15 protein-coding genes, 1 tRNA gene and 1 pseudogene are annotated in these 17,413 nt (G+C 62.5%); 7 read left to right on the top strand and 10 right to left on the bottom strand.

What is annotated here, in order from left to right; genetic code table 11:
- Positions 1 to 147: 147 nt before the first annotated feature.
- Positions 148 to 912 carry a GntR family transcriptional regulator gene (locus tag FEZ63_RS12670; RefSeq protein ID WP_150944947.1) on the top strand — a complete coding sequence of 255 codons (765 nt, stop codon included), beginning with the start codon at positions 148 to 150 and terminating at the stop codon, positions 910 to 912.
- 44 nt (positions 913 to 956) lie between these two features.
- A complete protein-coding gene (locus tag FEZ63_RS12665; protein ID WP_150944945.1) occupies positions 957 to 2,135 on the top strand; it encodes a mandelate racemase/muconate lactonizing enzyme family protein in 1,179 nt (392 codons plus the stop codon).
- A 120-nt stretch (positions 2,136 to 2,255) separates the two neighbouring features.
- Here the strand turns inward: FEZ63_RS12665 and FEZ63_RS12660 are convergent, their stop codons facing one another.
- Entirely contained in the window at positions 2,256 to 2,843 is a 588-nt protein-coding gene (locus FEZ63_RS12660; protein WP_150944944.1) for a hypothetical protein, read from the bottom strand.
- 261 nt (positions 2,844 to 3,104) lie between these two features.
- Between FEZ63_RS12660 and acnA the strand changes: the two genes are divergently transcribed.
- From acnA to FEZ63_RS12645, 3 genes are all read left to right on the top strand, one after another.
- The gene (gene acnA, locus FEZ63_RS12655; RefSeq protein WP_244622781.1) at positions 3,105 to 5,786 is read left to right on the top strand and encodes an aconitate hydratase AcnA; all 2,682 of its coding nucleotides are present in this window, start codon (positions 3,105 to 3,107) and stop codon (positions 5,784 to 5,786) included.
- Between the two features lie 51 nt (positions 5,787 to 5,837).
- Entirely contained in the window at positions 5,838 to 6,803 is a 966-nt protein-coding gene (locus FEZ63_RS12650) for a Bug family tripartite tricarboxylate transporter substrate binding protein (protein ID WP_420846276.1), read from the top strand.
- 157 nt (positions 6,804 to 6,960) lie between these two features.
- Complete coding sequence (locus FEZ63_RS12645) at positions 6,961 to 7,881, top strand: GntR family transcriptional regulator (protein ID WP_150944940.1); 921 nt, start codon at positions 6,961 to 6,963, stop codon at positions 7,879 to 7,881.
- A 122-nt stretch (positions 7,882 to 8,003) separates the two neighbouring features.
- Here FEZ63_RS12645 and FEZ63_RS12640 read toward each other — a convergent pair whose 3' ends face one another.
- The 6 genes and pseudogenes from FEZ63_RS12640 to FEZ63_RS12615 form a co-directional block, all read right to left on the bottom strand.
- A complete protein-coding gene (locus FEZ63_RS12640; RefSeq protein WP_150944938.1) occupies positions 8,004 to 8,441 on the bottom strand; it encodes a YqaA family protein in 438 nt (145 codons plus the stop codon).
- Between the two features lie 212 nt (positions 8,442 to 8,653).
- The gene (locus FEZ63_RS12635) at positions 8,654 to 10,021 is read right to left on the bottom strand and encodes an MFS transporter (RefSeq protein WP_150944936.1); all 1,368 of its coding nucleotides are present in this window, start codon (positions 10,019 to 10,021) and stop codon (positions 8,654 to 8,656) included.
- A 234-nt stretch (positions 10,022 to 10,255) separates the two neighbouring features.
- Positions 10,256 to 11,404, bottom strand: a complete 1,149-nt coding sequence (locus tag FEZ63_RS12630) for an MFS transporter (RefSeq protein WP_244622784.1) — start codon at positions 11,402 to 11,404, stop codon at positions 10,256 to 10,258.
- 87 nt (positions 11,405 to 11,491) lie between these two features.
- Positions 11,492 to 11,629, bottom strand: a pseudogene (locus tag FEZ63_RS25185) (sulfurtransferase); the annotation flags it as partial.
- Between the two features lie 344 nt (positions 11,630 to 11,973).
- Positions 11,974 to 12,639 (bottom strand): DUF1214 domain-containing protein, encoded by a 666-nt coding sequence (locus FEZ63_RS25180; protein WP_201274163.1) that lies wholly within the window; start codon positions 12,637 to 12,639, stop codon positions 11,974 to 11,976.
- A gap of 708 nt (positions 12,640 to 13,347) precedes the next feature.
- Positions 13,348 to 13,438: transfer RNA gene (locus FEZ63_RS12615), tRNA-Ser, on the bottom strand.
- A 421-nt stretch (positions 13,439 to 13,859) separates the two neighbouring features.
- Between FEZ63_RS12615 and rnk the strand changes: the two genes are divergently transcribed.
- Positions 13,860 to 14,273, top strand: coding sequence for a nucleoside diphosphate kinase regulator (rnk, locus tag FEZ63_RS12610; protein ID WP_150944932.1), 414 nt, complete (start codon positions 13,860 to 13,862; stop codon positions 14,271 to 14,273).
- Positions 14,274 to 14,310: 37 nt separating this feature from the next.
- On the top strand, positions 14,311 to 14,664 hold the full coding sequence (locus tag FEZ63_RS12605) for a RidA family protein (protein ID WP_150944930.1): 354 nt from the start codon (positions 14,311 to 14,313) through the stop codon (positions 14,662 to 14,664).
- A gap of 53 nt (positions 14,665 to 14,717) precedes the next feature.
- On the opposite strand, the gene FEZ63_RS12600 is transcribed toward FEZ63_RS12605, so the two are convergent.
- The 3 genes from FEZ63_RS12600 to FEZ63_RS12590 form a co-directional block, all read right to left on the bottom strand.
- A complete protein-coding gene (locus FEZ63_RS12600) occupies positions 14,718 to 15,503 on the bottom strand; it encodes a glycosyltransferase family 2 protein (protein ID WP_150944928.1) in 786 nt (261 codons plus the stop codon).
- A 192-nt stretch (positions 15,504 to 15,695) separates the two neighbouring features.
- Positions 15,696 to 16,310 carry a glutathione transferase GstA gene (gene gstA / locus FEZ63_RS12595; protein ID WP_150944926.1) on the bottom strand — a complete coding sequence of 205 codons (615 nt, stop codon included), beginning with the start codon at positions 16,308 to 16,310 and terminating at the stop codon, positions 15,696 to 15,698.
- A 74-nt stretch (positions 16,311 to 16,384) separates the two neighbouring features.
- Positions 16,385 to 17,200, bottom strand: coding sequence for an endonuclease/exonuclease/phosphatase family protein (locus FEZ63_RS12590; protein ID WP_150944924.1), 816 nt, complete (start codon positions 17,198 to 17,200; stop codon positions 16,385 to 16,387).
- Positions 17,201 to 17,413: the final 213 nt, after the last annotated feature.

The following is a 17,413-nucleotide window of genomic DNA, read 5'->3' as shown; positions in this document are numbered from 1 at the left end:
TTGTTTTGTGTTTTGTATGATGGTATACAATCCTACGAAATGTCAATGGCTGTTGTTTCGACACGCTCGCGCGGCGATTGGTGATAAAGGCACATTGCGCGGAGACGCTGACGGATGGCTCCGCGATTGAACAAATTTGAGCGGCTTATGGACATCACCAAATCGCGACAGAGGAAGGCGCCGGTTACAGAGGCGCGGGAAGCGGACAAGGAGAGCGGGTGGCAGCCTCTGCGACCGCGCACGCTCGTCGACGCCGTGATCGACGAGGTCGTGGCCGCAGCCGCATCGAGCCGTATTCTTCCCGGCGACCGGATCGTGGAGTCGGATCTGGCACAAGGGCTTGGCGTCAGCCGCGTGCCGGTCCGGGAAGCCCTTCGCATTCTCGAGAGCCAGGGGCTGGTGGTCAACGAGCCCTACAAGGGCATCCGCCTGCGAACGGTGACGCAGGAACGCATCGACCATCTGATCGAAGCCCGTGTGGCGCTGGAAACCGCCGCTGCCGTTCGCGCGATCGTCGCCGGCCGCAACGACCGCAAGGCCGTCAAAATCCTCAATCGGCACATCGATGTGCTCGAGCTGATGGGTGCTCGTCAGGATGCCTATGGTTTTGCCAGCGCCGACACGGATTTTCATCGTGCCCTCTGTCAGTTCAGCGGCAACGAGGTGGTGTGCGACCTCTGGGAGATGCTGTCACGGCAATTGACCATCATCGTCGGCCTTTCAACGTTGGGGAAAGCGATGGCGGATATCGTAGACGAGCATCGGAAGCTCGTGAGCGTCTTCGCTTCCGGTGACGTTGAGGGCATGACGAAAGCGCTCGACGATCACATCAACGTCCAGACCCACGCACTCGATTTCCTCGCCATCATCGAACGGCGCAGAGCCGAGCGGGATTCGGCAGACAGGTCCTGAACCTCAATTCCCATTCCACTCAACCGAACAAGGTAGGGAAAATCATGCCGGCAGATCATCCTCCTCAGGCCGCCCTTCCCCCGATCAAAATCAGATCGATCGAGGCAGCGCCCCTGCTGGGTGAAAGCCCGAAGGGCGGATGGTCTCAGGAGATCAGACCGGAAGATTCCATCCACGCCATCATCGCGGTTCACACTGATGCGGGCATTACCGGCTACGGAAGTTCCTTCACCGACGGGCGTCTCGTGCAAGCCGGATTACAAGTGCTCGCACCGCTTTATGAAGGCGAGAATGCGCTGGAGCCGGAACGCGTCAGCGAGAAACTGCATCAGAACACCTTCTGGATGGGCCGCGGCGGCACGCTGACCCACACCATCAGCGGCATCGACATCGCCCTTTGGGATATTCTCGGCAAGGCGACCGGCATCCCGGTCGGCCGGCTCCTCGGTGGAACCTACCGCCGTCGGGTCCAGCCCTATTGCTCTCTCCTCATGGAAGAGCCCGAGCGCATGCGCGACGTGGTCGAGGAGTACCGGGCAAAGGGCTTCCGCGCCTTCAAGATCGGCTGGGGACCCTTCGGGCGCGCGCTCGATTCCAAGCTCGATGAAGCCATCGTTCGCGCCGCGCGGGAGGCGGCGGGTGCTGAGAATAAGCTGTTTGTCGACGCGGGTGCCAGCGATGCGAATTGGCCGCACGGCCTGAAATGGGCCATGCGCACCGCCGAGATGCTGAACGACTACGATATCGGGTGGTTTGAAGAGGCCGTCAAACCCGACGCTATCGATGATTTCTGTCACCTCAGACGCGTCAGCCCGGTGCCGATCGCCGGCGGCGAGGTTCTGACACGACGTCAGGCGTTCATTCCATGGTTGACCAGAGGCGCCTTCGATATCGTGCAGCCGGATGTCACCAAGGTCGGCGGCATCAGCGAACAACGCCGCATCGCCTGGATGGCAGCAGATTTCGGCGTCAAATATATCGGCCATGGCTGGAACACCGCACTCGGCCTTGCTGCCGATTTGCAGATGTCCGCGGCGTTCCCCGATGCGGACCTCGTTGAGTATATCGGCGGGAGCCCCTATGTCGACGGCATCCTTGCAGAACCCTTCACCCTCGATGAGGACGGATATCTGGGGATCCCAGAACAGCCGGGCCTCGGTGTCGCGCTTGATCGCGACAAACTGGCGAAGTTCGTCGCGAATCCGGCCGCTTTGTTTGTCTGACCCTGATCATTTACCATCTGGGTGGGAGAGAGCCCTGTTCAGTCGCTTGGATGGAAAAACCTGCGTCGGGACAGCCCAGCGGCAAAGTCTGGTTCGCGCCTGAACGGCTGCCCCGTCAGTTCACGTCTTCCGGTAGACCAGAAGCCCATCGAACATCCCTACCCGCTCGACCTGACGTCCCTGCTCCCATTGCACGATGACATCCTTTGCGCTGTGGTCGGCACGGTCGAATGCAAACGAACTGGGATAGAACAGGATGTGCCCACCAGGCCGAGTCTTGCTGGTCAGCAGGTTCGCGATCGCCAGGTCCGTCATAGCTCCATAGGCATCATTCTGCTCCCCCCGAAATTCGCAGAGATGGAAGAGCGTGACCACATCGAACGTTGGCAGCAGCTTTTCATTGAGGAGATAGATGTCGCCGAAGATGGCGGTGTAGAAGCGCAGAACCTCCGGGCGGTTAATGGCAAGCGTCACGTATGCCTCGTACTCCTGAGGCGATGCGGTAATGCCAAGAACTGAATTGCGGCGCTCTGGCCGGGCACATTCGATGCCGACGTGGTGGTGCGCGCCCGTCCCGAAATGAAAAATCGTCGCGTCTCTCACCTGCTCCGCGTCGAGCCACTTGATGAGGTGAATGTCGCAGGCGCACTCGGACTCGCGAAGATCCCACGATCCTTTCCAGAAATGCATCGGCGCATGCGTGCTCATCGGCGAACCCTCCTGCCTCGCTGCGGCAACGCAGGGCAGCGCGCGGAGTTCAGTTCAGTTGTCGTCGAAAGATAAGGAGGCCCGGGCGACTGCCTTTCTGTATTCCGAGGGAAAACGCCCCTCCTCCCGGGACCTGCTACCCCTGGATGCGCGAAGGCAATTTAGCATATTGCTGTCCGCAAATGCAATTTGTTGATTGAATTTTCTTCCCGTTTTATGCAATCTGACTTCCATGATCTTGAACTTGGAACGCGAGACGCCGTGACCACCATCACGATCACTGATCGAAATTATCGGATCGTCGACCTCCCTGCGGCAGCCGGCGGGGACCTCGAACGGCTGCCGCATATTCTTCGCATCATGCTCGAAAACGTCCTGCGCACAGCAGGAGACGATGCGCCGCGTGCGAAGGCCGCAATCCTGGGCTGGTTGGACAATGGACGAAGTGAGGAAGAAATTCCGTTTCTTCCCGGTCGGGTGTTGATGCATGACACGACCTGCGGACCGGCCTTGGTGGACATCGCTGGCATGCGCACATCGCTCGCGGAGGCTGGATACGATCCGAGCTGGCTTAATCCGGTACTGCCCGTCGACGTTTCGACGGACCATTCCATTGCGGTCGACGTGTTCGGCTCCTCCAACGCTCTTCAGAGCAACATGGACCGCGAATTCGGGCGTAATGCCGAACGCTACCGCTTCATGAAATGGGCAACGAGAGCTCTCACCGGGATCCGCGTCCACCCACCCGGAACGGGCATCATGCATACCCTGAATCTCGAGCGCCTTGCGACCGTCGTTACCGTGTCGGAACGCGAGGGTGTGTCATGGGCCGTGCCTGACACGATGATCGGCACCGACAGCCACACGCCGATGATCAACGGAATCGGTGTCCTCGGCTGGGGCGTGGGCGGGTTAGAGGCCGAAAGCGTCTTCTTCGGAATGCCCGTGATGATCCGAGTGCCGGACGTGGTCGGCGTTCGCCTGACCGGACGTCTCAGGCAGGGCATGCTCGCGACTGACCTTGCGCTCACCGTCACCGAGCGCCTAAGGCGGATCGATCTCGCAGATCGCTTCGTCGAGTTCTACGGCGAAGGTGTCTCGACGCTGTCCGCTGGTGATCGCGCGGTCATCGCCAACATGGCCCCCGAATTCGGCGCTAATTCCGGCTTCTTTCCGATCGACGCACAAACGCTGCGCTACCTTCGCGAGACGGGCCGCCCAGCAGACCAGCTCCGCCTCGTTGAGGAATATGCAAAACGGCAGGGCCTCTGGTTCGACCCCAAGGCCACCCCGTGCTTTACGGACACGATCGAGATCAATCTGGATGAGGTCGAGGTCAGCCTCGCAGGCCCACGCCGACCGCAGGACCGCATTCCGGCAGGGACGACGGTTGACGCTTTCGCCCCGCTGCTCATGGGACGGCCCGCCACGACGTCCTCGGAGCAGCCCGGCAACGGGGCCGTCGCGATTGCGGCGATCACGAGCTGCACGAACACGTCCGACCCTCGCCTCGTCGTCGCCGCTGGCTTGCTGGCCCGCAAGGCGCGCAGCTTCGGCCTCACCCCACCTGCTTGGGTGAAGACGTCGTTGGCTCCCGGTTCACCGACGGCGGAGCGTTATCTCCGTCGCTCGGGGCTGCTCGAGGACCTCGAAGCCATCGGATTTGGAATCGTTGGTTACGGCTGCACGACATGCATCGGCAACTCGGGGCCGCTGCCTCAGGTCATCGATCAGGCCATAGCCGAGCGAGGGATCGTGCCCGTCGCCGTTCTGTCGGGTAACCGCAACTTCCCGGGACGCGTCCATCCGCAACTCGAAGCAGGCTTCCTGGCCTCGCCTCCCCTTGTTGTCGCCTTCGCCCTCGCCGGCGACATCAATCGTAACATCCTCACCGATCCGATTGGGCGCTCGCCGTCGGGCGAAGACATCCGGCTCGCCGATCTCTGGCCCACCGGGGATGCGATCGATGCGGCGCTCGCCATGGCCATGGCCGTAGCCGACTACCAAACCTCTTATGAGCAGGCCGAGGCGAGCGAGACCTGGAAAGTGCTCGACGCTCCCGCCGGCGATCTGTTTCCCTGGGATCCAAACTCAACTTATATCCGGCGCCCGCCATTCGCAGGCTTAGGCAAGGGCACACTCCTTGGGACCTATTCGGCGCATCCCTTGCTCGTGCTCGGCGACGACATCACGACCGACCACATTTCGCCAGCCGGGCTGATCCCGCGCCAGAGTGAGGCTGCCGGGTACCTCGTCGAGCGCGGTGAGAATCCCCGTGACTTGAATGTCTTCGCCTCCCGACGTGGCAACTGGGAGGTCATGGTTCGGGGCCTGTTCACCAATAATTCCGTCCGCAATCTTCTCGACTCGCAGATTGCGCCGGGCTCCACGATCCATGTTGGTTCGGGTGATCACCTTCCGTTGTGGCGAGCCGCCGAACGCTACGCCAATGAGGGCGCCTCGGTGGTCGTGGTAGCGGGCGAACGCTATGGCATGGGCTCGTCGCGCGACTGGGCGGCGAAAGGGATTGCGCTGCTCGGTGTACGCGCCGTGCTGGCATCAAGCTTCGAGCGCATACATCGCTCGAACTTGATCGGCATGGGAATCCTGCCCCTGCGTCTCTCTTCCGAGCAGCATCCGCACAATCTGCACCTCAAGCCACGCGATCAGATTGCGATCGATGCAGAGCCGGACCGGATCAGTCCCCGCTGCCCCGTGTCCTTCACGATCCATCGTGCGTCGGGTGAAAGCCAGACATTCATTGCCACAGCCGCAATCGAGACCGGACTCGAAGTCGAATTACTGCGGGGCGGTGGCATCATTCCTCACATTTTGCGTCGCGTTACGAAAGCGGAGGTCACAAGCCGCGAGACGCCAGATCCAGAATTCACCGGTACCGGTGAAAGCCATCGGCGAGAAACCTCGCCGAACGTTAGACGCTGATCGGAACCCCGGCCGGCGTCCACCATCAGTCACGACCTTAGGGAGGATATCGTGAGCCACTTCACCAGAACGATCCGCAGCGTCGCCGTTGCTTCTATGACGCTCGTTGCGTCGGCGGCCCTCGCGCAGCAGGAACTGAAGATCATGGCGCCGGCCGGACCCGGAGGCGGGTGGGACTCGGCCGCCCGCTCGATCCAGCAGGTACTCACCCAGACCGGGCTCGCGAAGAGCGTTCAGGTGACCAACGTCACCGGCGCGGGCGGTACCGTCGGGCTGGCGCAGTTCATCAACAACGCCAAGGGTGACCCGAACCAGCTCATGGTCAATGGCATCACCATGGTCGGCGCGATCCTGAGCAACAAGGCGCCCGTCAATCTCGACCAGGTTACGCCGATCGCTCGCCTCACCGGTGATCCGCTTGTAATCGTCGTACCGGCCACGTCGCCTCTCAAGTCGATCCAGGATCTCGCGGCCGCATCAAAGGCGGACCCGGCGAAAGTGACCTGGGCTGGTGGCTCGGCCGGCGGCGCCGACCATATTCTTGCAGCCCTGTTCACGAAGGCTGCCGGTGCCGATCCGGCGAAAGTGAACTATGTCGCCTTCTCGGGCGGCGGCGAGGCGCTGGCGGCAATGCTCGGTGGTAAGGTGACGGCAGGCATTTCCGGTTACGGCGAGTTTGAAAGTCAGATCAGGGCTGGCAAGCTCCGCGCCCTCGCCATCTCGTCCGGAAAGCGGCTCGCTGGCGCCGACGTCCCTACCCTCAAGGAGTTGGGCATGGACGTCGAAGTCGTGAACTGGCGAGCGATCATGGCAGGACCCGGCATCACGGCGGATCAGCGTAAGGCGCTGACCGATACCATGGACAAGCTGGTCAAGTCGAAGGAGTGGACCGAGACCCTGAAGCAGAAGGGATGGGACGACTATTATCTGGCTGGTGAGCCCTTCGGCGCTTTTCTGAAGGACGAACAGGCTCGGGTGGGCGAAGTGCTGAAGTCGGTTGGCCTCGTAAAGTCCTGATTGAGCCCGGGGAGCTTGTTTCGGCGGGCTCCCCAATTGACGAAAACTGCGAAATGGCAGGAGCGTCATTCCTGCCAAAGTGTGTTGAGAATTCAACAAATCAGGTAAAGGCAAATCGTACCCTCCAAAATGAAATGTCTACTATGAGGTTGCGGTTATGAGTTCAGCGGGTGAGCGTGTGGTCAACGGAAAGCGCGAGTTGACTGAAGGACTCGCCGCGCAGATTCTTGACCTCATCCGGGGCAGCGGGCTGGCCGTTGGGACGCACATCACGGCGCAGGAACTGGCCCAGCGCTTCAGCGTCTCCCGGTTTCCCGTTGGCCAAGCCTTGCAGTTGCTCGCCACCAAACGTGTCCTCGTTCATGAGCCCAACCGCGGCTACTTCGTGTCGGACGCAAAGATCCCGTCGCCGGAAGCGCTTGGCTTAATCAGCAGAGATGACGCATCGGACCTCTACTTCAGGATTGCCGAGGATCATCTGCACGGCCGACTGCCCGACCCCGTTTCGGAGGCCTATCTCAAGGAACTCTATGGCGTGGCGAAGGCGCAACTCAACGGCGTGTTGGGCCGTATCACCCAAGAGGGCTGGGCCGAGCGCCGCCCCGGCTACGGCTGGTCCTTTTCGCCGATGCTGACGACACCGGAGAGTCTGGAGCAAACCTACAGGGTGCGCTTGGCTCTCGAACCGGCTGCGCTGTTGGAGTCTACCTACCGTCTTGATCCTGAGACGGCAGCACGTTGCCGCGCTGCGGAGCTTCGGCTTCTGGGTGGCGCGATCGAAACAGACAGCGCGGACGCACTCCACGAGCGCGGCGTTCGGTTCCATGAGGCGATCATCGGCGCCTCCGGAAACCCCTTCTTCCTCGAGGCTGTGAGGCGCATCAACCGCATCCGTCGCCTGCTCTCCTACCGCTCGATGGTCGACCGCAAGCGCTACCGCCAGCAATGCGACGAGCACCTCCGGATCCTCGGGTTGCTCGAGCGTGAGAGGAATGAGGAGGCCTCGCAGGAGCTGCGCCACCATCTGGAACACACCATCGAGAATCTCCAGGAGATCAGGCCGATCCTTGAACACTGAATCTCGCTGTCGGACGATGAAGAGAGGCAATCATAACGGTCGAAAAGCTAGGGATGCGCGAGGCTGTCATTCGACCGACAGCAAAGCCATCAGACAGCAACCTGCTGGGGCGAACGCCGTGCCTACATCCAACCCAGCGCGAGTGCGGTGACCGCAAGGTAGCGACCGATCTTGGCCACCACGACCAGGGCGAGGAACACCGGAAAAGGCTCGCGCAGGACACCTGCGACGATCGTGAGCGGATCGCCAATGATCGGCATCCACGACAGCAGCAGCGTCCAGCGTCCGTAGCGGTGATACCAGCTCTCGGCCTTGGCGACCTGATCCTTGCTGACCGGGAACCAGCGCCGGCCCTCGAAGCGGGCGATGAACCGTCCCATGAACCAGTTCACGCAGGAGCCCAGGATATTTCCGACGCTCGCTGCAAGCACCAGCAACCAGATCTGGTAGTGCTCGGCCATCAGCATGCCGAACAGCACCACCTCCGACTGGAACGGGAAGATCGTCGCCGACAGGAAGGCGGTCCCCGCCAATCCGAGGTATTCAAGCCAGTGTTCCATGGAGCACCCACGGCGGTTCCTGCGCATCCGGGATGGACGCGCAGGAATGCCCGCTTACTTCGTCTTGAGACTGCCGAAATCGGCGCTGGCGGATGATGAGGCGAAGGCCGTTCAGGAGTGCCACTCCCGTCATGAGGAAGACTTAAAGGGCGCTTGAAGGGCACCAGTGTCAGGGCGGAGCCCACCTGCTAGTCGACGGGACATGGGGCGGATCAAGTCCTTCCTGAGGCCGTCGACACCGCCTGTCCTTGCGCCGCCCGGACGGGCCAACGCCGATGCAGGCTATCGATCGTGAACGCATGAATGTGGGCGTGTCCATGATGCTCCCGCAAGTGTGGGTGGTCCGGCGGCAGGTCGGGGTGGGCATGCTCGATCTCTTCGGGATCGTCCGCAGGCCAGAGCCGGGCCGCCAGCCCGAAGCCGAGCAGGGTCACCAGCCCAAGCAAGGCCAAGGTCACGGGAATGCCGACCTCGCGTCCCAGCCAACCCGCGAGCGGATACGTGAAAAGCCAGCAGGCATGCGACAGGGCGAACTGTGCGGCGAACAGGGCAGGACGGTCCTCGGCCCGGGCAGAGCGCCGCAGCAGCCTGCCCGTCGGCGTCTGCACCGCCGAGTAGCCAATCCCGAGAAAAATCCAGGTGACGAGCAGTGCCGCCCAACCGATCGAGCCGCCCCAAGTTGCCGCGGCGAAGGCAAGCAGGACCACTCCCAGGAGCGCGGCTGCCGGCAGCATCACCGCGCGGTCGGCAAGCCTGTCGAGCACTCGGGGAAGCAGCAGCGCCGCAAGCATCGATCCACCACCGAAGCAGCCGAGCGCCACCGCGACGTCGTTCTCGGGTAGGCCCAGTACGCCGCGGACGATCACGACGGTGTTGACGATGACCATGGCCCCGGCCGCAGCCACGGACAGGTTGAGTGCCAGAAGCCCCCGCAGGCGCGGCGTCCTGAGGTAGATGCGCAGGCCCCGCGTGGTCTTGTCGTAGATGCCGACCTCGCGTTCGGAGCGGACTGCCTGCGGCAGCCTGACGGACAAAACCAAGGCGGCCGAGCAGAGGAAGCCGACCACCGTGCCGCCGAACAGCCAATGGAAGCTGATCATGGTCAGAAGCGCCGCCGCCAGCGCCGGGCTGAGCAGGCTTTCCAGGTCATAGGCCAAGCGCGAGAGCGAGAGCGCCCGGGTGTAGTCCTTCTCATCCGGCAGGACGTCCGGGATGGTAGCCTGGAAGGTGGGCGTAAAGGCTGCCGAAGCTGCCTGCAGCAGAAAGATGAGCACGTAAATCTGCCAAACCTCGGTGATGAACGGCAGCAGCAGGGCGATTGCCGCCCTGACCAGGTCCATGGACACCAGGAAGGCCCGCCGGGGGAGCTGGTTGGCGAAGGCCCCGACGATGGGAGCCACGCCGACATAGGCCACCATTTTGATGGCAAGTGCCGTGCCGAGCACCACGCCCGCGTCCGCCCCGGCGAGCTCATACGCCAGCAATCCGAGCGCGACCGTCAGCAGGCCCGTGCCAGCGAGCGCGATCACCTGGGCGGCGAACAGGTGGCGGTAGGTGCGGTTGGCGAGAACGTCGAGCATGAGTGGATCCTGACCGAATTGAACCGAGCGAAGCCGCACGTGGGGAGAGCACTTACCGGCAATGCGACCTCACCTGGACCTCAGCGGCGTTGCGGGCTTCAATCAGTGAAAACGTATGCCATACCAAGCAGCCAGAAGAAGGCGGCAATGGAGGTTATGCCCAAGGCCACCAACCACAACAACTGCTTCTGCGAGATGCTCACCGACCTCCTCGCTGGATAGCCACGAACCACGTCAGCGTTCTTCCGGCGGCTTGATGGCTGAGAATTGCCGCAGTAACGCCAGATCATACAGGGCCTTCAGGGTGCCCGCGAGGACGAGGGGCCAGCCAAACGGGGACACGGTCAGCAGCCATCCCGAGAGAAGCGGGGCGACGGCCGATGCCAGGCTTCGGGGCACAGCGGTGACGCTGGCTGCGGCGGGGCGCTCTTCCGGCCGCACCACCGCCATGACGTAAGATGACCGGGTCGGCACGTCCATCTGGGACAGCAAGCCCCGGAGGATCAGAAGTCCGAACGCGATCCAGATGCTCGGTGCGAAAGCCGTCAGGATCAGAAAAAGGTTCGACGGTAGGTGCGTGAACACCATCGTGTTCACCAGCCCGAACCGTCTGGCGAGCGGCACCGCGGCAAACTGCGAGACTGCGGAGCAAAGGCTGGTGACGAAGAAGATCGCCCCGATGGTAGAGACGCTGATGCCGAAGCGCTCGGTGAGCCAAAGCGCCAGCAAGGCGTTGATGACGAGCCCTCCGCCAAAGGCGTCGACGGAGAACAAGGCCGCCAGTCGGTAGACGATCCCGCGCGATGGGCCGAGCGGCGTTGGTGGGCTGTCGGTCCCGGCCTCGGCCTTGGGGGAGAGGTTGCCGTAGAGCAGACACGTGAGCAGCCCGATGCCACCGTACAATCCGAACAAGGCTGTCACCATGATCGATGGCGAAACGACCGGGGCGAGCCAATCCACCGAACCGACCGAAAGCGCCCCAACGGCTCCAAAGAACGCCCCGACGAAGCTGTAGCGGGCGAACACTGCCGTGCGTTCGTCATCCGGCACGACATGGGCGATCACCGTATGTTCAAGGGGCAGGAACAGGCTGACGTCGCCGCCGGAGGGGTTCAGCGTTCCGACAAAGGCGATCACGAGCAGTGGCCAGAACCCTTCTATGCCGGCAAAGCCCAGCCCTGTCGCCGCCATCAGGAAACCGGCAGCGAGTAACGCGCGCCGCCTCGGAATGCGGTAAGCGACCAGTCCCATGGCGAGCGTCAGCAGGGCAGAGCCGAGCAAGGTGGCGGTCGAGATGACCCCGACACCGAAGGCGTCGTACCCAAGGCGCGAGAGATGGAGCGGCAACAGGATTGCGACATAGCCATCGCCGAACGCCCGCAAGGACCGCGCCCAGAGAACCCGCTTGATGTCAGGCGGGAGACGCTTGCCAGGGCGAGCAACGCCTCCTGCTTCCGGATCGGCCTTGCTGTCTGTCCTCTGCTCACCCGGGATCAGGCGCGGATCGGCAGCGAAATCGTCCGTCTGGACATCATTGAGACCCGGACACTTCGGCGTGCCGATCAGGCGAGCGAGCTTGTCGATGACACCGGGGTTGATTAACGCCATAGCGACGCGTCCTCGCTGAAAGAGAGCTGGACGCGATTCTTGGCATGGCGCCTCGTGAGGGGATCGCGACCCCATAGACTAATCAAGCGCCCTCTGATCGTTTTTTGTCAACGACCCCGAGGGCCGCAACCAGCACCTCGGGTCCGTCTCCTTTACGTCGACTCCGGGTCAGAGTTTGATCTCTAATGACGGCATTTAACGTCTGCTTGTCGGCAGCAAGCCGACCATGGTCGTACTTCCGAGTTGTGTCAGGAGGGGTTATTGCGGCGCGCTCTCTAATGTCTGGTTCGCGCCAATGCCGGACGGAATCGAACAAGCGGCGCGGCGCAAAAGCAGTCGTTCCCTCAGCGGGCGCGTTCGACGTCCGGCAGCTTATAGCTTCCGTTCAGGATCGGAGCAGTCGGCACATAGGTGCGCACGATCGGCGCGAACTGGTCGTTCGGCGTGGGAAGCCAATTGGCCTTGCCCGCTTCGTCCTCGCACTCGTCGCTCGACAGGATCAGCGTCAACGATCCGTCCTCGGCGAATTTGCGGCCGGCCCCAAGGACAATATTCAGAGGACGGCTCGCCACCAATGGAACGCCGAGAACGAAGGAGGCATCGCGCTGACTGAATGCGAATGTGCGGCCCAGGCGCGGCGCCTCGATCAGCATGCCGGCGCTGACCCGCGGCACACCGAGCGGCAGCCTGAGGCCGACGGCGAGCCGTCCGCCGAGAATGTCGAAGGGCATGACCCAGGTGGCGGTCAGGAAGTCGGCCCGGACCTCGGTCTGAATATCTGCCGGCACCGCGCCGCCGATCTGGACCCGGCGGCCGCCGCTTAGCTCGCCGGAATAGGCAAAGAAGTCGTTGGCGAAATAGAAGCCGGGCGGCGGAACGATGCCTGCCCCGGGGCCGTGGGCGCCCGGAATAAAGAGGCTGGCGCCGCCCTCGGTGGCCTGGGCGTTGTCCACGAGGCATCCGCTGGAGACCGCAAGGGTGATGACGGACGCAACCTGACGCCAACCCATGGTCGATCTCCCTGCCTATATCGGCTCTCAGGATGGATGCTCCCCTCCCGCTCGTAAACTCCCACCACGGCCGAAGTGCTCGCCAGCAGCAAACCGAGGCGATCCTGCAACACTGCGGTGATCTATTTCGTGAGGACCGCCCGTCTTCGCTGCCAACGCTGGCGGCGATGTCGTAGCCGGCCGTGCCCTTGTCCCGCGGTCGTCGGGAATCTTGCCGCCGCTCGCCGCAAGCGTGCTCATGACCTGTTTGTGCAGCCAGATAATCGAGGCTGAGTCGGAGGTCGCCGGGATACGCCCGGCGGCGGCAGAAGCAAACGTGGGATCGCTCCATGCGCAGCCTGCCGCATGAATGCCGCGGCAACCAGGACAGCCCATATCTTTGATGACTTCACAGCGTATCGACAGCATTGCCAAACGGATGGGTACCGTTGCGCCGTCTCATCCTGCTCTTCGTGTGCGATGAGATGCGTCGGGCGCTTGCGATCCGTTGGGGTTATTGGCTAACCGGACCTCCTCCCAAACAAAGCCCGCCAAGACCGATCAACGGCGAACGTGTCGTGGTAGGTCGTTCAGCCTCCCGGCCCGCCAATTGTCCGTACAGGTCCGCCACCGTGCCCCGCATCCGGATTCAAAGTAGGAGCAGAAATAGGGGCCCTGTTGGATTCAGTTAAAATTCGTTAGCAAATTTAAATAAATAGCTGTGATATTTGGCGGAGACGGAGGGATTCGAACCCTCGATACCCTTTTGGGGTATGCTCATTTAGCAAACGAGTGCCTTCAGCCGCTCGGCCACGTCTCCGGGTGCGGAAACAAGAGGAAATCTTGGGTTCCGCACAGGTGGCGCAATAGACGCGAACAGGGGCCTCTCGTCAAGCTCCAAAAGCGGGTCGTTTTGCCCTCCGCGACTTGGCGCAAGCGGTGCCGCAGCGGGTGAAAAAAGCAATGCTTGATCAAAAGCTTGCCGGCACCGCTATGGGTTCCGGAATGCATGATTTGACAAAATCCGGCCGGGCGGTAGCTTGTCGGCCATGAGCCATTTCGCTTCATATTGCCGAGGCCTGCGGGACGCGGGTTTACTCATCTGGCATTCTTAGCCCGAGTCAGCGACGCCGCGCGTCCCTGCTCGGGAGGCTGCTCCAATCCCTTTTTTTGACGATCCGCGCCGCCCTTGATCCGAGGCGTTCAAAACGCCGCTCGGCGCCTATTTTTTGAGAGTTCCCATGACGTCTGCTACACGCACCCCACGCCGTCCGAAAATCGTGATGATGGAGGCTGATCACGTTCGGCTGTCGCGCTTGGCCGCGGCCGCCGCCAGCCGCATGCCCGAAGTGTCGGACTATCTCTCCGTGGAACTGGAGCGCGCGAAAATCGTGCGGCGCGGACAGGTCCCCGCCAAACTGGTCACCATGGGTTCGACCCTGACATTTCGTGACGAGCAACGGGGCCGGACGGAGCGTGTCACGCTGGTCTTTCCGGAAGACGCCAACATCGAGGAAAAGCGCATCTCTGTGCTGACACCCATCGGCGCCGCGCTGATCGGTTTGACGGAGGGCCAATCGATTACATGGCCGAACCGCACTGGCGAAATTCACTGCTTGCAGGTGCTCTCGGTGGAGGACACGGTGGCCGCGTGATATGCAGCCTTTCACGCGTGTGCGAGAGGACCGGCGAATGACGAACATCAGGCGCATCGGCGTCGCGGCATGCTACTGCGATATCGCTATCCATGACGGCACGGCTTATTTTTCCGGCTACGTTCCCGAAGAGAGCGCAGGCGACGCCGTCGGCGCGCAAACGGCCGACATTCTGAGTCAGATCGACATGTCGCTTGCCGAGATCGGCAGCGACAAGTCGCGCGTTCTGCACGCCACGATCTGGCTCAGCGACATCGCGTCTTATGAGGCCATGAACGAGATCTGGGATGCGTGGATCGCGCCGGGTCATGCGCCGGCAAGGGTCTGCGTCGAGTCGAAACTGGCCGATCCGGATTACGCGCTCGAAATCCGCATCATCGCGGCGGTGTAAGCGGTTGTGCGCCGTGAAAGCGATCCGCATTCACTTCACCCAAAAATAAGGCTCTAGCTTTTCGACTCGGGGTCGCGCTTTTGCAGCCGGCGGCGTTCGTAATGTTTGGCGAGCCGGAGATGGCGTGAGATCGCGTAGTTCATCGCGGTGAGAAAACCGTAGGTGCCGCGAAGCGCATGACGCCGGCCGAAATAGGCTTTCAGGAATGCGGCGGGAAGCTCGAAATAGACGCGCCATGTGGGAATGGCGACGCCGCGCGCTTCGAGATCGCTCGCCTGCTGGTCGGAATAGCGATTGAGCTTGTCGAGTTGATCGCCGAGGGAGCGCACGGACCGGTGGTGCACCACGCCCTTCAAGGCCGCAACTCTGGTGCCGGGTTGCAGGTCCACCCGGTCATGCACCGGCGACGGAGAATACCGCCCCCGATCCTTGCGATAGAGCCGGACCGGGGCAAGCGCGTAGGCGAGAGTGTGAGGTGCGGCCTCGCCGGGAAAAACCTCCGCGATGCGAAGGCGATAGGCCTGCGCCGCGGGCTCTCCGGCGGAGAACAGCTTTTCGATCTCACCGGCAAGATCGGGTGGAACGACCTCGTCGGCGTCGAGGTTCAGCAGCCAGTCGTGGCGGCACTGGTCCTCCGCAAAGCGCTTTTGCGGACCGTAGCCCGGCCAGGGGTTTTCGATGACACGCGCGCCAAGCTCGCCGGCGATGCTCCGGGTCGCGTCGGTCGAGCCCGAATCCACCACGACGAGGTCGTCGGTCAGGTGCCGCACCGCCCGGATCGTGTCGCCGATCCGATCGGCTTCGTTCTTGGCGATGATGAAGACGGAGACTGGGAGCATGATGTGATGGCGCCGTATTTCAGGCTGCCTAGAGCATGATGCCGAAAAGTACGCAACGGTTTTCGACCGACATCATGCTCCAACATATTGAAATCGATCACGTCTTATGCCTCTGGGCGCGCCAGTCCAGAGGCATCCGCAGGGCAAGGGGGGCGGCGCCCCCCTCTTCGTCGCGCAGCACCGGCGTGGGGGTCAGGCCGCCTTGAGCAGGCCCTCGTCCTGCAAGGCCTGCCGCACCTGCTCGCGCTGTGCGACGCGGTTCATATAGGCCGCAATGTTCTTGTAGCCGGAGATGTCGATCTTCATCGGCTCGCTCCACCGCAGAATCGTGAACGCGTAGGCGTCGGCAACCGTGAAGCGGTCGCCCGTCAGATATGAGCGGCCCGCGAGAGCCTCATCGAGATAGGCCAGGCGGCGATGCAGATTGGCGATCAGGATCGTCTTGTAGGCCTCCGGTGTGTCGGGCTTGAAAAGCGGGCTGAAGCGCATGTGCAATTCGGTGCTGATGAAACCGATCCACTCCAGCACCCGGTAGCGATCGGCGGAGCCGACTTCTGGAAGGAGACCGCTTTTCGGCGCCTGGTCGGCAAGATACTGGATGAGCGCGGAGACTTCGGTGAGCACCTCGCCATTATCGAGTTGCAGGGTCGGAACATACCCTTTCGGGTTGATCTGCGTAAAGTCGGCGCCGGTCGCTGTCCTCTTGGCCCGAAGATCCACCTTCTCATATGTGGCCGGGAGGCCCGCCTCCAGCGCAACGATGTGGGGAGCGAGCGAGCACGCGCCCGGGGTATGAAAGAGCTTCATTTGATATCCATGCCTCTTTTGTTCGTCGAGCCACGGAAGCTAGTGCGCGGATCGAGGTTCCGCAACGTCATTTCCTACAGCAGTTCGGCCTCTCCCAAATGCGCGTGCGCGGTGCCGACGATCCGCGAGCGGCTGGAAACCCGCACCTCGGCCAGCAGGGGAAAGTGATCCGATGCGACGCGCGCGAGCGCCGTTCGCACCGGGGCCGCACTCATCACCTCGATCGATGATGTGACGAACATGTGATCGAGCCGCAGCACCGGTGCGCGGGTGTGGAAGGTCGGCTGAGGCTCGCCCGACGGGTTGGAGAGTTGCGCGTCGCGCATCCGGCCGGCGAAGAGCCGATAGGAGCGCGAGTAAGGCGGCGCGTTGAAATCTCCGAGCAGGATCGCCGGCTCGGCGCAGTCGGGGTGGCCGATCCACTCGCTTCCCAGAAGAGCCGCTGCCTGAGCCCGCCTCTCGCGCGAGCGCAGCGACAGGTGGGCATTCACCACCTGCACCGGGTGCCCATCCACGTCGACGGCGACCCAGAGCGCGCTGCGCTTCTCGAAAGCCGGACCGGGCGACAGACTTGGGAGGCGTCCCGATTTGACCACCTGCGAGGGATGCCGGCTGAGAACCGCGATACCGTATTGCTCGCCGAGAATGCGGATCGTCGGTTGAAAATGGAGTTCCATGCCGAGTCGGTCGGCAACGACGGCGGCTTGATCCGCCTTTCCCTTGTCGATCTTGCCCACGCGGACTTCCTGCAGGGCCACGATATCGGGTTCGCACGACGCGATGACATCGCTGATGCGCTCGGGGTCGATCTTTCGATCCGTCCCGAGCCAGCGGTGCACGTTGTAGGTCAGGATCCGCAGGACCCTGCCCTGCTTGTCGGAATGCTTCACGGAAAGACTGCCGGGCGAGAGGGCGGATTTTCGATCATACGGACCTGACGCTCGCACACAACGGCGAACCTTCGCGCGCCCGGCAAACGTGCGGGATCAATCGCCCATCTCCAGCGCGGTTCCAGATTGCGTGTCGTCGCAGCTGCGCGAACGTAACTCCATGACACGAGACGCCCTCTGGCTTTAAGCTTGGGCATATCTCCGGGAGATGCG

The organism is Microvirga brassicacearum (assembly GCF_008757455.1).
GTDB lineage: Bacteria > Pseudomonadota > Alphaproteobacteria > Rhizobiales > Beijerinckiaceae > Microvirga > Microvirga brassicacearum.
This window is presented reverse-complemented; position numbering and strand designations above follow the sequence as displayed.

Coding starts and splice junctions, on each gene's coding strand:
- FEZ63_RS12670 (WP_150944947.1), top strand. CDS start 148: ATGGACATCACCAAATCGCGACAGAGGAAGGCGCCGGTTACAGAGGCG.
- FEZ63_RS12665 (WP_150944945.1), top strand. CDS start 957: ATGCCGGCAGATCATCCTCCTCAGGCCGCCCTTCCCCCGATCAAAATC.
- FEZ63_RS12660 (WP_150944944.1), bottom strand. CDS start 2,843: ATGAGCACGCATGCGCCGATGCATTTCTGGAAAGGATCGTGGGATCTT.
- FEZ63_RS12645 (WP_150944940.1), top strand. CDS start 6,961: ATGAGTTCAGCGGGTGAGCGTGTGGTCAACGGAAAGCGCGAGTTGACT.
- FEZ63_RS12640 (WP_150944938.1), bottom strand. CDS start 8,441: ATGGAACACTGGCTTGAATACCTCGGATTGGCGGGGACCGCCTTCCTG.
- FEZ63_RS12635 (WP_150944936.1), bottom strand. CDS start 10,021: ATGCTCGACGTTCTCGCCAACCGCACCTACCGCCACCTGTTCGCCGCC.
- FEZ63_RS25180 (WP_201274163.1), bottom strand. CDS start 12,639: ATGGGTTGGCGTCAGGTTGCGTCCGTCATCACCCTTGCGGTCTCCAGC.
- rnk (WP_150944932.1), top strand. CDS start 13,860: ATGACGTCTGCTACACGCACCCCACGCCGTCCGAAAATCGTGATGATG.
- FEZ63_RS12605 (WP_150944930.1), top strand. CDS start 14,311: ATGACGAACATCAGGCGCATCGGCGTCGCGGCATGCTACTGCGATATC.
- FEZ63_RS12600 (WP_150944928.1), bottom strand. CDS start 15,503: ATGCTCCCAGTCTCCGTCTTCATCATCGCCAAGAACGAAGCCGATCGG.
- gstA (WP_150944926.1), bottom strand. CDS start 16,310: ATGAAGCTCTTTCATACCCCGGGCGCGTGCTCGCTCGCTCCCCACATC.